Genomic DNA, 12,368 nt, shown 5'->3' with positions numbered 1-12,368 from the left:
GCACTCCTGGGCGACAAACGGGCGCAGTGTGGGGGCCGACGCACCGCATCCGATTCGGAATGAAGCCGGTTTGACCGAGAATCCCACGGATGGACGACGCCACAACCGAGCAGGGCCTTCGATCCGGCCCCCGCGAACTGGACAAGATCGACCGCCGCATCCTGCGTGTGCTGCAGGCCGACGGACGCATCAGCAACCTGAAGCTGGCCGAGGAGGTGCATTTGTCGCCGACCGCGGTGCTCGAACGTGTCAAACGCCTCACGCGCGACGGCTACATCGTCGGCTACGAGGCCCGGCTGGACCCGAGCAAGCTCGGCGCCGGGCTGCTGGTCTTCGTCGAGATCCTGCTCGACCGCACGGTGCACGACGTGATGGACACCTTCAAGGCGGCGGTGCAGGTGCGCCCGGAGATCCTGGAGGCCCACCTCGTCGCCGGCGGCTTCGACTACCTGCTGAAGACGCGCGTGGCCGACATGGCCGCCTACCGCGAGTTCATCGGCACCGTCATCTGGACGCTGCCCGGCGTGCGCGAGACGCGCACCTACGCGGTGATGGAAGAAGTGAAGAACAGCGCCCGCATCCCGGTCTGAGCCCTGCCGGCGGCCCGCCGACGGGCCGAATCGCTGAAAACGAGAACGACACCACGGCCTGCCCTCTGCAGCCGGGTGATCCCTGTGCCGATTCACCAAAAACGATGATTAGATCGGCGCCGGCCGCCCGTGCGGCACGACGACATCGGGAACGACAGGGAGTACGAATGTTCTCGAACACCAAACCTGCGGGGCGACACGGCCCCGTCTCGCGCTTCGCCTCGTCCAGGATCGGCGAGTACCCGCCCGGCGCCCTGCTGCCGCCCGAGCCCCGGCCGGGCCATGAACGCCGGCAGCTCGCGTTCGTCGAAGGCATGGCGATCGTGGCGCTGGTCGCCGCGATGGCGCTCGAACTCGGGCTGGCGCTGGGGCTGTACTGAGCCGGCCTGAGGAGCCGGTGCCGGCTCAGCGCCGGCCGAAGATCGCCGTGCCGACGCGCACCAGCGTCGCGCCCTCGGCGACCGCGGCCTCGAGGTCGGCGCTCATGCCCATCGACAAGGTGTCCAGCGCCAGGCCGTCGGCGTTCAGCGCGGCGAGCATCGTGCGCAGCCGCGCCAGCGGCTGGCGCTGCGCCGCCGGGTCCTCGCTCGGCTCGGGGATGGCCATCAGCCCGCGCAGCCGCACACGCTCGGCCGGCAGCGCGGCGACGGCATGCGCCAGCGCCGGCAGGTCCTCGGGCGCGCAGCCGCTCTTGGAGGCCTCGCCACTGACGTTGACCTGCAGGCACAGCTGCAGCGGCGGCAGCCAGGCCGGGCGCTGCTCGGCCAGGCGCTGGGCGATCTTCAGCCGGTCCACCGAATGCACCCAGTCGAAGGCCTCGGCCACCGGGCGCGTCTTGTTGCTCTGCAGCGGGCCGATCAGATGCCATTCGAGCTCGGGCCGCAGGTCGACGAGCTCGGCGATCTTGGCCAGCGCTTCCTGGACGTAGTTCTCGCCGAAGGCCCGCTGCCCTTCACCGTGCGCGGCCCTCACCGCCGAGGCGGGAAAGGTCTTGGACACCGCCAGCAGCGTGACGCTTTGCGCGTCCCGGCCGGCCGCATTCGCGGCTGCGGCGATACGCCGCTTCACTTCTTGCAGGTTGCTTCCGATGCTGCCCATAATCGTTCGATCACTGGGCGAATGGCGCCCTCGCGCTCCCGTCATGGACATCACCCAGCTGCTCGCATTCTCGGTCAAGAACAAGGCCTCGGACCTGCACCTGTCGGCGGGGCTGCCGCCGATGATCCGCGTGCACGGCGACGTGCGTCGAATCAATGTCGAACCGCTGGACCACAAGATGGTCCATTCGATGGTCTACGACATCATGAACGACGCCCAGCGCAAGCATTACGAGGACACGCTGGAGTGCGACTTCAGCTTCGAGATCCAGGGCCTCGCACGTTTTCGTGTCAACGCGTTCAACCAGAACCGCGGTGCCGGCGCGGTGTTCCGCACGATCCCGAGCAAGATCCTGACGCTGGAGCAGCTCGGCACGCCCAAGGTCTTCGCCGAGCTGGCGCTGAAGCCGCGCGGCCTGGTGCTCGTCACCGGCCCCACCGGCTCGGGCAAGAGCACGACGCTGGCGGCGATGGTCAACCACCTCAACGAGAACGAGTACGGCCACGTGCTCACCGTCGAGGACCCGATCGAGTTCGTGCACGAGAGCAAGAAGTGCCTCGTCAACCAGCGCGAGGTCGGGCCGCACACGCTGTCCTTCGCCAACGCGCTGCGCTCGGCGCTGCGCGAGGACCCGGACGCGGTGCTGGTCGGCGAAATGCGCGACCTGGAGACGATCCGCCTGGCGCTGACCGCCGCCGAGACCGGCCACCTGGTGTTCGGCACGCTGCACACCTCCAGCGCCGCCAAGACCATCGACCGCGTCGTCGACGTCTTCCCCGCGGCCGAGAAGGAGATGGTGCGCGCGATGCTGTCGGAGTCGCTGGTCGCCGTCATCTCGCAGACGCTGTGCAAGCTGAAGGACGGCTCGGGCCGCGTCGCGGCGCACGAGATCATGATCGCCACGTCGGCGACCAAGAACCTGATCCGCGAGAACAAGATCGCCCAGATGTACTCGGCCATCCAGACCGGCCAGAGCCTGGGCATGCAGACGCTGGACCAGAACCTCGCCGACCTGGTGCGCCGCAACGTGATCACGCCGGCCGAGGCGCGGGGCAAGGCGAAGATTCCCGAGAACTTCCCCGGCTAGGGATGGCCCCCCCCCGAAGCGCCTTCGGCACTGCCTTGCAGGCCACGCCGGGCCAAGGGCCCGGCTCCTCGGCAGGCACGATTCGTCCACCGGACGAATCGTGTCCGGCCTCGGCCCCGCAGGGGGGCGACGCCAGCGGCCGGGCAAAGCCCGTCCGCGGCGTCTGCTTGACAGGCCGTCGGTTCGCCACCCTCTGCACGCCTGCGCTGGGTCGGGAACGCGCATGAGCGACGCCGCTTCGTGGGCGCAGCGTGCGGCGCAGGTCGGGGCACTGCCGTTCGACGCGGACGAAGGGCTGCGGCGGCTGGCGGCGTTGTGGGCGGGCGGGCGGCGGCCGTTCGACGAGGCGTCGATGGCGCGGCTGGCGCCCTACCTCGTCTTCGTGCGCGTCGGCGCGGGCCAGCGGCTGATCGTCCAGGACGAGCCGGGCGAGTTCATGATCGTGGTGCTCGAAGGCGCGGTCGTCGTCGAGCGCCAGGGCAGCAACGCGGCCACGCGGCTGGCCGAGATCCGGCCGGGCGACGTGCTCGGCGAGATGTCGCTGCTGGACGCCGGCCCGCGGCTGTCGGATTGCCGCAGCACCGAGCCCTGCGTGCTGGCGGTGCTCGAGACCTCGCAGCTGCTGGCGCTGATGAACGCCGACGCGCAGCTGGCCTTGATGCTGCTCGCCGCGCTGGCACGGCGGCTGTCGCTGCGGCTGCGCCAGACCAGCACGCGGCTGTCGGCGCTGCTCGGCGACGCCTGATCGGACAAGGGAGTACACGGATGGAACGCGACCAGGCCTCGAAATTCGTCAACGACCTGCTGCGCCTGATGATCGCGCGCAACGGCTCGGACCTCTTCCTCACCGCCGACTTCCCGCCGGCGATCAAGGTCGACGGCAAGGTGACCAAGGTCTCGCCACAGCCGCTGACCGGCCAGCACACGCTGCAGCTGGCGCGCGCGGTGATGAACGACAAGCAGGCCGCCGAGTTCGAGCGCACCAAGGAGTGCAACTTCGCGATCAGCCCGCAGGGCGTCGGGCGCTTCCGCGTCAACGCCTTCATGCAGCAGGGCCAGGTCGGGCTGGTGCTGCGCACGATCCCGCAGACGCTGCCGACGATCGACACGCTGGCCCTGCCCGCGGTGCTCAAGGACATCGCGATGACCAAGCGCGGCCTGGTCATCTTCGTCGGCGCCACCGGCTCGGGCAAGAGCACCTCGCTGGCGGCGATGGTCGACTGGCGCAACGAGCACTCCTACGGCCACATCATCACGGTCGAGGACCCGATCGAGTTCGTGCACCCGCACAAGAACTGCATCGTCACGCAGCGCGAGGTCGGCGTCGACACCGACGGCTGGGAGCAGGCGCTGAAGAACACGCTGCGCCAGGCGCCCGACGTGATCCTGATGGGCGAGATCCGCGACCGCGAGACGATGGAGCACGCGGTGGCCTTCGCCGAGACCGGCCACCTGTGCATGGCCACGCTGCACGCCAACAGCGCCAACCAGGCGCTGGACCGCATCATCAACTTCTTCCCGGAAGAGCGCCGCGGCCAGCTGTTGATGGACCTGTCGCTGAACCTCAAGGCCCTGGTCAGCCAGCGCCTGATGCCGCGCCAGGAAGGCCGCGGCCGCATCGCGGCGGTGGAGATCATGCTCAACACGCCGCTGGTGTCGGACATGATCTTCAAGGGCGAGATCGGCGAGATCAAGGAGCTGATGAAACGCTCGCGCGAGCTCGGCATGCAGACCTTCGACCAGTCGCTGTACGACCTCTACGAAGCCAACGCCGTCAGCTACGAGGACGCGCTGCGCAACGCCGATTCGGTCAACGACCTGCGCCTGCAGATCAAGCTCAACAGCCAGCGCGCGCGCAGCCGCGACCTCGCCGCCGGCACGGAGAACATGCGCGTCATCTGACGCGGCGCGGCCGGGCGGCAGAATCGGCGGTCCCCACCGCCTGAGACCGCCCGCCGATGAGCAAGACCTACGACACCGTCCCGCCCCGCGCCGTCGCCTTCATCGGCCTGGGCGTCATGGGTTACCCGATGGCCGGGCACCTCGCCCGCGCCGGCCACCGCGTCACCGTCTACAACCGCAGCGCCGCCAAGGCCCAGGCCTGGGTCGCCGAATACGGCGGCGCCCACGCGCCGACGCCGGCCGAAGCCGCCGCCGGCGCCGAGTTCGTCTTCTGCTGCGTCGGCAACGACGACGACCTGCGCGCCGTGACGCTGGGCGAGACCGGCGCCTTCGCCGGCATGGCGCCGGGCGCGGTCTTCGTCGACCACACCACGGCCTCGGCCGAAGTCGCGCGCGAGCTGCACGCCACGGCCACGGCACGCGGCCTGCAGTTCGTCGACGCCCCGGTCTCCGGCGGCCAGGCCGGTGCCGTCAACGGCGTGCTGACCGTGATGTGCGGCGGCGACGAAGCGCCGTTCGACGCGATGAAGCCGGTGGCGATGGCCTTCGCGCGCGCCGTCACGCGCATCGGCGACAGCGGCGCCGGCCAGCTCGCGAAGATGGTCAACCAGATCGCCATCGCCGGGCTGGTGCAGGGCCTGGCCGAGGCCATCGCCTTCGGCCGGCACGCCGGGCTGGACATGCCGCTGGTGCTGGACGTCATCGGCAAGGGCGCGGCGCAGAGCTGGCAGATGGACAACCGCGGCAAGACGATGGTCGAAGGCAGGTTCGACTTCGGCTTCGCCGTCGACTGGATGCGCAAGGACCTCGGCCTGGTGCTCGACGAGGCGCGCCGCAACGGCGCGCGCGTGCCGGTGACGGCGCTGGTCGACCAGTTCTACGCCGAGGTCCAGGCCCAGGGCGGCGGCCGCTGGGACACGTCCAGCCTGATCAAGCGGCTGGGCTGAGCGGGCGCGGCGGGCCCACCACGGCCCGCCCCGCAGGCGCTCAGCGGTTGCCGGAAGCCGGCTGCGAAGGCTGCGTGGCCTTCTGCAGGTTGGCGAGTTCGGCTTCGGAGATCACCTCGAAGACGCGCACCACCTTCTGCACGCCCGACACCGAGCGCGCCAGATCCGCGGCCCGCGCCGCCTCGCGTTCGGTGACGCGGCCCATCAGGTAGACCGTCGCGCGCTCGGTGATGACCTTGACCGACGGCGCCTGCAGGTCCTTGGCGTCGACGAAGGTCGCCTTGACCTTGCTGGTCAGCACGAGGTCGTTGGAACGCGAGCTCAGCGAGCTGTTGCCGGCGACGGCCAGCTCGTTGGTGACGCTGCGCACGTTCTCGACGCGGCGCACCGCGTTCTCGACGCGCAGGCGGTCGTCCTCGGTCGGCACCTCGCCGGTCAGCAGCACCATACGGTTGTAGCTGGTGACGTTGACGTGGCCCAGCGTCGCCAGATCGCGCACGACCGAGGCGCCCTTGAGCTCGATGGCCTGGTCCTCGACCTGCGCGCCGGAGGTGCGCCGGTCGATGATCATCATGCTGCCGCCGACCATCGCACCGCCGACGATCAGCGGTGCGCAGGCCGACAGCGTCGTCGCGGCAGCCGCCGCAGCCAGGGCCAGCGCCAGCGGGCGCATCACGAGTCGGGTGTTCACGGTTCCTGTTCTCCCATCAGTTGGAGGTCGATCGCGTCGCACAGGCAGTGCAGCACGAGCAGCTGGAGTTCCAGCGCCCGGCCACCGCGGGCGTGCGGCAGCGCGACCTTGACGTCGGTTTCGGCGAGCTGCGCCGCGACGGCCGCAGCCGCCGCCCCGGTGCCGGCGCTGAGGCCGGCCACCGTCATGTCCTTGTCGTGCGCCGCGGCGATCGCCGCGCGAGCGAGCTGGCCGTCGCCGTCGGCGGGCTCGATCCAGAACAGCACGTCGCCCGGATGGCCCAGCGCCAGGATCAGCGGCTCGGCGTCGGCGCCCAGCACCATCGCCGGCAGCGGCGGGCGCTCGCGTTCGTAGCCGGTGACGAGGCGCTGGCCGAAGTGAAGCGCCAGCGCCGAGGCGGCGCCGCTGCCGCCGATCATCAGCTTGCCGCCGGAGGTGATGGCCCCGACCAGGGCGCCGCAGGCCTCGGCGATCGGGCGCGAGAGCGCCTCGGCGGTCTGGTACTTCAGGTCGGCGCTGTCGAAGAATTGCTGCTGGATCCGCTGCTCGAGCATAGGCGGGGGATGATAAGGCCCGGGGTTGGCACGGCCCCGCCGGCGGCGGGTTCAAGCGGCGTCGAAGGCCGCCTGAAGCCATTCAACGCGCCCGTCATCAATGCAGACGACATCGAAGCGGCACGGCGGCAGCACGCGCCAGCGCTGCAGGTAGTGGCGCGCGGCATAGACGATGCGGGCCCGCTTGCTCGCGCCGATGCTGGCCGCGGCACCGCCGAAGCCGCGGCTGCGCCGTGAACGCACCTCGACGAAGACCAGCGTGCCGTCGGCGTCGCGCAGGATCAGGTCGACCTCGCCGCCACGCGCGTGCGGGCCGCGTGCGACCCGATAATTGCGCTCCAGCAGCGTCAGGCCGCGCGCTTGCAGCCAGGCCAGCGCCCGAGACTCGGCGGCATCGCCGAGCGCCTTCGTCCCCTGCTCCGACGCGCCCTTGAACATCACGCCCTCCGCGCTGCTCGCCGCAGCCGATGCCGCCGCCGGCGGCCAGCAGTTCCCGCCCGGCGCACTCTACGTCGTCGCCACGCCGATCGGCAATCTGGCCGACATCACGCTTCGGGCGGTGCACGTGCTGGCCCGCGCCGACGCCGTCGCCTGCGAGGACACGCGCGTCGGCGCGCAGCTGCTGCGCCACCTCGGGCTGGACAAGCCGCTGATCGCGCTGCACGCCCACAACGAACAAGGCGCCAGCGGCGCGGTGCTGGCACGGCTGGCGGCCGGCGAGTCGGTGGCCTACGTCAGCGACGCCGGCACGCCGGCGGTCAGCGACCCCGGCGCGGTGCTGGTGGCGCAGGCCGCGGCGGCCGGCCATCGGGTGATCCCGATCCCGGGCGCGAGCAGCGCCGTCACGGCGCTCAGCGTCGCCGGCGACACCGTCGGCGCGGGCTTCCGTTTCGTCGGCTTCCTGCCTTCGCGCGGCGGCGAACGGCGCGACGCGCTGGCCGCCTGCCTGGGCGAGCGTTCGACGCAGGTGCTGTTCGAGGCGCCGCACCGCATAGAGGCGCTGGCGGCGACGCTGGCCGAAGGCGCGCCCGAGCGCCACGTGACGCTGTGCCGCGAACTGACCAAGCAGTTCGAGACCGTGGCGACGATGGCCGCCGGCGAGCTGCCGGGCTGGCTGGCCGCCGACGCGAACCGCGTGCGCGGCGAGTTCGTGCTCGTGCTGCACGCCCTGCCGGCGGTGGAGGCCGAAGGGCTGGCGCCGGCGGCGCTGCAGACGCTGGAGGTGCTGCTGCGCGAGCTGCCGTTGAAGCAGGCGGTCGCGCTGGCCGCCGAGATCAGCGGCGCGCCGCGCAACGCGCTGTACCAGGAGGCCTTGGCGCGGCGCGGCTGAACTCAGGCGAGCGCCACCGCGGCGGCACGGGCAAGACGCGACTCCTACAATTCGCGCCCCACCCGGAGGCGCCGATGATCACCCGCGAACCCACCCTCGAACGCCTGGCCATCGCGCAGTCGTCGCTGCTCGAACCCGCCGGCATCGGCGAGGCGCAGCTCGCCCGGGCGCTAGCGACGATCGCCGAGCATCGTGTCGACGACGCCGACCTGTATTTCCAGTCCACGCGCCACGAGGGCTGGAGCCTGGAGGAAGGCATCGTCAAGGGCGGCAGCTTCAGCATCGACCAGGGTGTCGGCGTGCGTGCCGTCGCCGGCGAGAAGACCGCCTTCGCCTACAGCGACGACCTGTCCGAGGCCGCGCTGCTGGACGCCGCGCGCACCGTGCGCACGATCGCCGCGGCCGGCCAGAACAAACGTGTCAAGCTGGCGCGTGCGCCGCGCATCGCCGCCAGCCGTGCGCTGTACGCGCCGATGGACCCGATCGCGACGCTGGACAGCACGCAGAAGGTGGCGCTGCTCGAGCGTGTCGAGAAGCTCGCCCGCGCCAAGGACCCGCGCATCGTCCAGGTGATGGCCGGGCTGGCCGCCGAGTACGACGTCGTCTTCGTCGCGCGCGCCGACGGCACGCGCGCCGCCGACGTGCGGCCGCTGGTGCGGCTGTCGCTCACCGTGATCGCCGAGCAGGACGGCCGGCGTGAAGTCGGCACCGGCGGCGGCGGCGGCCGTTTCGGCCTCGGCTACTTCCAGGACGCGGTCATCGAAGGCTATGTGCGCCAGGCCGTCGACGCGGCGCTGACCAACCTCGAGAGCCGCCCGGCGCCGGCCGGCGAGATGAGCGTCGTGCTCGGCCCCGGCTGGCCCGGCGTGCTGCTGCACGAGGCCGTCGGCCACGGGCTCGAAGGCGACTTCAACCGCAAGGGTTCGAGCGCCTTCTCCGGCCGCCTGGGCCAGCGGGTCGCCGCCCCGGGCGTCACCGTGCTCGACGACGGCACCCTGCCCGACCGCCGCGGTTCGCTCAACGTCGACGACGAAGGCGTGGCCTCCAAGCGCAACGTGCTGATCGAGGACGGCATCCTCGTCAGCTACATCCAGGACAGCCTGAACGCGCGCCTGATGGGCGTGAAGCCCACCGGCAACGGCCGGCGCGAGAGCTACGCCCACCTGCCGATGCCGCGCATGACCAACACCTACATGCTCGCCGGCGACAAGACACGCGAGGAGATCGTCGCGTCGATGAAGCGCGGCCTCTACGCCACCAACTTCGGCGGCGGCCAGGTCGACATCACGAGCGGCAAGTTCGTCTTCTCGGCCAGCGAGGCCTTCTGGGTCGAGAAGGGCAGGATCCAGTACCCGGTGAAGGGCGCGACGATCATCGGCAGCGGCCCGGATGCGCTCAAGCGCGTCAGCATGATCGGCAACGACCTGGAGCTGGACACCGGCGTCGGCACCTGCGGCAAGGAAGGCCAGAGCGTGCCGGTCGGCGTCGGCCAGCCGACGCTGCGCATCGAGCGCCTGACCGTCGGGGGCACCGCCTGATGGCTGCCGTCGAGTACGCCGACATCGAGGCCGCCGCCGGCCGCCTGGCCGGCCACGTGCTGGACACGCCCTGCGTCGAGAGCCGCACGATCGGCCAGATCCTCGGCGCCCAGGTCTTCCTGAAGTTCGAGAACCTGCAGTTCACCGCCTCGTTCAAGGAACGCGGCGCGCTGAACAAGCTCTGTGCGCTGGTGCAGCACGGCGTGGCCGGCGTCGTCGCCGCCTCGGCCGGCAACCACGCCCAGGGTGTCGCCCACCACGCCCAGCGCCTGGGGCTGCGCGCCGTCATCGTGATGCCGGTGCACACGCCGACGGTGAAGGTCGAGCGCACGCGCGGCTTCGGCGCCGAGGTCGTGCTGCACGGCGAGACCTTCGACGAGGCGCGCGAGCGCGCGCTGCAGATCGCCGCCGAGCAGAGGCTCGAGTTCGTGCACCCCTTCGACGACCCGCTGGTCATCGCCGGCCAGGGCACGATCGGCCTGGAGATGCTGCGCGCGCAGCCCGAGCTGGACACGCTGGTCGTCGCCGTCGGCGGCGGCGGGCTGATCAGCGGCATCGCCACCGCGGTGCGTGCGCTGCGGCCGGACATCCGCATCATCGGCGTGCAGACCGCGCGGTTCCCGGCGATGGTCAACGCCGTCAAGGGCACGCAGCACCCGCAAGGCCTGACGACGATCGCCGAAGGCATCGCCGTCGGCCAGCCGGGCGAGATCACGCGCGCGCTGATCGCCGAACGGGTCGACGACCTGGTGCTGGTCGACGAAGGCGACATCGAGCAGGCCATCGTGATGCTGCTCGAGATCGAGAAGACGCTGGTCGAAGGCGCCGGCGCGGCCGGCCTGGCGGCGCTGCTGAAGGAGCCCGAGCGCTACGCCGGGCGCAAGGTCGGCCTCGTGCTGTGCGGCGGCAACATCGACCCGATGCTGCTGTCGGCGATCATCGGCCGCGGCATGGTTCGCGCCGGGCGGCTGGCGCGCATCCGCGTCGGCGCGCGCGACACGCCCGGCGTGCTGGCGCGCATCACCACGGTGGTCGCGCAGGCCGGCGCCAACATCGACGAGGTCCACCACCAGCGCGCGTTCTCGACGCTGTCGGCGCAGAACGTCGAGGTCGAGCTGGTGCTGCAGACGCGCAACCCGCGCCACGTCGCCGACGTCGTGCAGGCGTTGCAGGCCGCCGGTTTCGGCGCGCAAGCGTACTGACGAATGCCGGGGTCAGGTCTTGCCTTTTGCACTGACGCTCTCGGCGCAAGACGCCAACGTCGCCGCGTGCAAAAGGCAAGACCTGACCCCAATCCTCACCGCGTGCTACATTCGACCCCGATGCGTTCGCCCGCCTTCTTCTTCGCGTACTTTTGGTTCTCGCCCCGTTCGGCGGCTGGAGAGGCAAACGCGTAACCCGAAGAAACGCGAGCGAACCCAGAAAACCGCCGGCAGCCCCGGCGGTTTTTTTTCGCCCCGTCCCCGACCACAGGAAGCCCCGTCATGAGCCCGAAATCCGCCGCAGCGACCGAGAGCCGCTACGCGCTGAGCGAGAAGACCAGCCAGACCGACGACCAGCGCATCCGCGACGTCACGCCGCTGCCGCCGCCGGACCACCTGATCCGCTTCTTCCCGATCGCCGGCACGCCGGTCGAGACGCTGGTGTCGGGCACGCGGCACAAGATCCGCCAGATCATGCACGGCGAGGACGACCGGCTGCTCGTCATCATCGGCCCGTGCTCGATCCACGACCCGGCCGCGGCCGTCGAGTACGCGCGTCGCCTGAAGGCCGAGCGCGAACGCCACGCCGCCGACCTCGAGATCGTGATGCGCGTCTACTTCGAGAAGCCGCGCACCACCGTCGGCTGGAAGGGCCTGATCAACGACCCCTACCTCGACGAGAGCTTCCGCATCGACGAAGGCCTGCGCATCGCGCGCCAGCTGCTCGTCGACATCAACCGCGAAGGCGTGCCGGCGGCCAGCGAGTTCCTCGACGTGATCTCGCCGCAGTACATCGGCGACCTGATCGCCTGGGGCGCGATCGGCGCGCGCACCACCGAGAGCCAGGTGCACCGCGAGCTGGCCTCCGGGCTGTCGGCGCCGGTGGGCTTCAAGAACGGCACCGACGGCAACATCAAGATCGCCACCGACGCGATCCAGGCCGCCGCGCGCCCGCACCACTTCCTGTCGGTGCACAAGAACGGCCAGGTGGCGATCGTCGAGACCCGCGGCAACAAGGACTGCCACGTCATCCTGCGCGGCGGCAAGGCGCCGAACTACGACGCCGCCAGCGTCGCCGCGGCCTGCGCCGAGATCGAGGCGACCAAGCTGCCGTGCCGGCTGATGATCGACGCCAGCCACGCCAACAGCAGCAAGCAGCACCAGCGCCAGATCGACGTGATGCGCGACGTCGGCGGCCAGATCGCCGCCGGCAACCGCTGCATCTTCGGCGTGATGGTCGAGAGCCACCTGAAGCCCGGGGCGCAGAAGTTCAGCGCCGGCAAGGACCGCGCGTCGGCGCTGGAGTACGGCGTGAGCATCACCGACGCCTGCATCGGCTGGGACGACTCGGTCGGCGTGCTCGAGGGCCTGGCGGCCGCGGTTCGCGCGCGGCGCAAGGCCTGAGGTCGGCGCCTGACCGGCCTCCTAG

Annotated in this window: 14 protein-coding genes; 10 read left to right on the top strand and 4 right to left on the bottom strand. The window is 71.0% G+C overall.

What is annotated here, in order from left to right:
• Positions 1-89: 89 nt before the first annotated feature.
• Positions 90-590, top strand: a complete 501-nt coding sequence (locus tag LOC65_RS08455; protein ID WP_230247194.1) for an Lrp/AsnC ligand binding domain-containing protein — start codon at positions 90-92, stop codon at positions 588-590.
• Positions 591-757: 167 nt separating this feature from the next.
• Positions 758-970, top strand: coding sequence for a hypothetical protein (locus tag LOC65_RS08450; protein WP_009856254.1), 213 nt, complete (start codon positions 758-760; stop codon positions 968-970).
• A gap of 25 nt (positions 971-995) precedes the next feature.
• On the opposite strand, the gene LOC65_RS08445 is transcribed toward LOC65_RS08450, so the two are convergent.
• Complete coding sequence (locus tag LOC65_RS08445; protein ID WP_009856253.1) at positions 996-1,688, bottom strand: YggS family pyridoxal phosphate-dependent enzyme; 693 nt, start codon at positions 1,686-1,688, stop codon at positions 996-998.
• 43 nt (positions 1,689-1,731) lie between these two features.
• Between LOC65_RS08445 and LOC65_RS08440 the strand changes: the two genes are divergently transcribed.
• From LOC65_RS08440 to LOC65_RS08425, 4 genes are all read left to right on the top strand, one after another.
• Complete coding sequence (locus LOC65_RS08440) at positions 1,732-2,775, top strand: type IV pilus twitching motility protein PilT (protein ID WP_230247193.1); 1,044 nt, start codon at positions 1,732-1,734, stop codon at positions 2,773-2,775.
• A gap of 223 nt (positions 2,776-2,998) precedes the next feature.
• Positions 2,999-3,520, top strand: coding sequence for a cyclic nucleotide-binding domain-containing protein (locus tag LOC65_RS08435; protein ID WP_230247192.1), 522 nt, complete (start codon positions 2,999-3,001; stop codon positions 3,518-3,520).
• Between the two features lie 20 nt (positions 3,521-3,540).
• Positions 3,541-4,677 carry a PilT/PilU family type 4a pilus ATPase gene (locus LOC65_RS08430; RefSeq protein ID WP_230247191.1) on the top strand — a complete coding sequence of 379 codons (1,137 nt, stop codon included), beginning with the start codon at positions 3,541-3,543 and terminating at the stop codon, positions 4,675-4,677.
• A gap of 56 nt (positions 4,678-4,733) precedes the next feature.
• A complete protein-coding gene (locus LOC65_RS08425; protein ID WP_230247190.1) occupies positions 4,734-5,624 on the top strand; it encodes an NAD(P)-dependent oxidoreductase in 891 nt (296 codons plus the stop codon).
• 40 nt (positions 5,625-5,664) lie between these two features.
• Here the strand turns inward: LOC65_RS08425 and LOC65_RS08420 are convergent, their stop codons facing one another.
• The 3 genes from LOC65_RS08420 to LOC65_RS08410 are packed head-to-tail and all read right to left on the bottom strand — an operon-like array spanning position 5,665 to position 7,307.
• On the bottom strand, positions 5,665-6,297 hold the full coding sequence (locus LOC65_RS08420; protein ID WP_230247312.1) for a BON domain-containing protein: 633 nt from the start codon (positions 6,295-6,297) through the stop codon (positions 5,665-5,667).
• A gap of 14 nt (positions 6,298-6,311) precedes the next feature.
• Positions 6,312-6,869, bottom strand: coding sequence for an SIS domain-containing protein (locus LOC65_RS08415; protein WP_009856247.1), 558 nt, complete (start codon positions 6,867-6,869; stop codon positions 6,312-6,314).
• A gap of 51 nt (positions 6,870-6,920) precedes the next feature.
• A complete protein-coding gene (locus LOC65_RS08410) occupies positions 6,921-7,307 on the bottom strand; it encodes a YraN family protein (protein WP_009856246.1) in 387 nt (128 codons plus the stop codon).
• On the opposite strand from LOC65_RS08410, the gene rsmI reads away from it, so the two are divergent.
• From rsmI to LOC65_RS08390, 4 genes are all read left to right on the top strand, one after another.
• Positions 7,300-8,199 carry a 16S rRNA (cytidine(1402)-2'-O)-methyltransferase gene (gene rsmI / locus LOC65_RS08405; protein WP_230247189.1) on the top strand — a complete coding sequence of 300 codons (900 nt, stop codon included), beginning with the start codon at positions 7,300-7,302 and terminating at the stop codon, positions 8,197-8,199. The two genes, LOC65_RS08410 and rsmI, sit on opposite strands and share 8 nt — an antisense overlap.
• Before the next feature lie 74 nt (positions 8,200-8,273).
• Positions 8,274-9,737, top strand: coding sequence for a metalloprotease TldD (gene tldD, locus LOC65_RS08400; RefSeq protein ID WP_164962434.1), 1,464 nt, complete (start codon positions 8,274-8,276; stop codon positions 9,735-9,737).
• Complete coding sequence (locus tag LOC65_RS08395) at positions 9,737-10,939, top strand: threonine ammonia-lyase (protein ID WP_164962433.1); 1,203 nt, start codon at positions 9,737-9,739, stop codon at positions 10,937-10,939. The genes tldD and LOC65_RS08395 overlap by 1 nt, the downstream gene beginning before the upstream one ends.
• A gap of 282 nt (positions 10,940-11,221) precedes the next feature.
• Entirely contained in the window at positions 11,222-12,343 is a 1,122-nt protein-coding gene (locus LOC65_RS08390) for a 3-deoxy-7-phosphoheptulonate synthase (protein WP_230247188.1), read from the top strand.
• Positions 12,344-12,368: the final 25 nt, after the last annotated feature.

It is taken from the genome of Rubrivivax sp. JA1055, from assembly GCF_020966565.1.
GTDB lineage: Bacteria > Pseudomonadota > Gammaproteobacteria > Burkholderiales > Burkholderiaceae_C > Rubrivivax > Rubrivivax benzoatilyticus.
Note: the sequence above shows the minus strand (reverse complement) of the source record. Positions and strands in the feature narration are given on the sequence as shown.

Coding starts and splice junctions, on each gene's coding strand:
- LOC65_RS08455 (WP_230247194.1), top strand. CDS start 90: ATGGACGACGCCACAACCGAGCAGGGCCTTCGATCCGGCCCCCGCGAA.
- LOC65_RS08450 (WP_009856254.1), top strand. CDS start 758: ATGTTCTCGAACACCAAACCTGCGGGGCGACACGGCCCCGTCTCGCGC.
- LOC65_RS08445 (WP_009856253.1), bottom strand. CDS start 1,688: ATGGGCAGCATCGGAAGCAACCTGCAAGAAGTGAAGCGGCGTATCGCC.
- LOC65_RS08440 (WP_230247193.1), top strand. CDS start 1,732: ATGGACATCACCCAGCTGCTCGCATTCTCGGTCAAGAACAAGGCCTCG.
- LOC65_RS08435 (WP_230247192.1), top strand. CDS start 2,999: ATGAGCGACGCCGCTTCGTGGGCGCAGCGTGCGGCGCAGGTCGGGGCA.
- LOC65_RS08430 (WP_230247191.1), top strand. CDS start 3,541: ATGGAACGCGACCAGGCCTCGAAATTCGTCAACGACCTGCTGCGCCTG.
- LOC65_RS08425 (WP_230247190.1), top strand. CDS start 4,734: ATGAGCAAGACCTACGACACCGTCCCGCCCCGCGCCGTCGCCTTCATC.
- LOC65_RS08420 (WP_230247312.1), bottom strand. CDS start 6,297: ATGCGCCCGCTGGCGCTGGCCCTGGCTGCGGCGGCTGCCGCGACGACG.
- LOC65_RS08415 (WP_009856247.1), bottom strand. CDS start 6,869: ATGCTCGAGCAGCGGATCCAGCAGCAATTCTTCGACAGCGCCGACCTG.
- LOC65_RS08410 (WP_009856246.1), bottom strand. CDS start 7,307: ATGTTCAAGGGCGCGTCGGAGCAGGGGACGAAGGCGCTCGGCGATGCC.
- tldD (WP_164962434.1), top strand. CDS start 8,274: ATGATCACCCGCGAACCCACCCTCGAACGCCTGGCCATCGCGCAGTCG.
- LOC65_RS08395 (WP_164962433.1), top strand. CDS start 9,737: ATGGCTGCCGTCGAGTACGCCGACATCGAGGCCGCCGCCGGCCGCCTG.
- LOC65_RS08390 (WP_230247188.1), top strand. CDS start 11,222: ATGAGCCCGAAATCCGCCGCAGCGACCGAGAGCCGCTACGCGCTGAGC.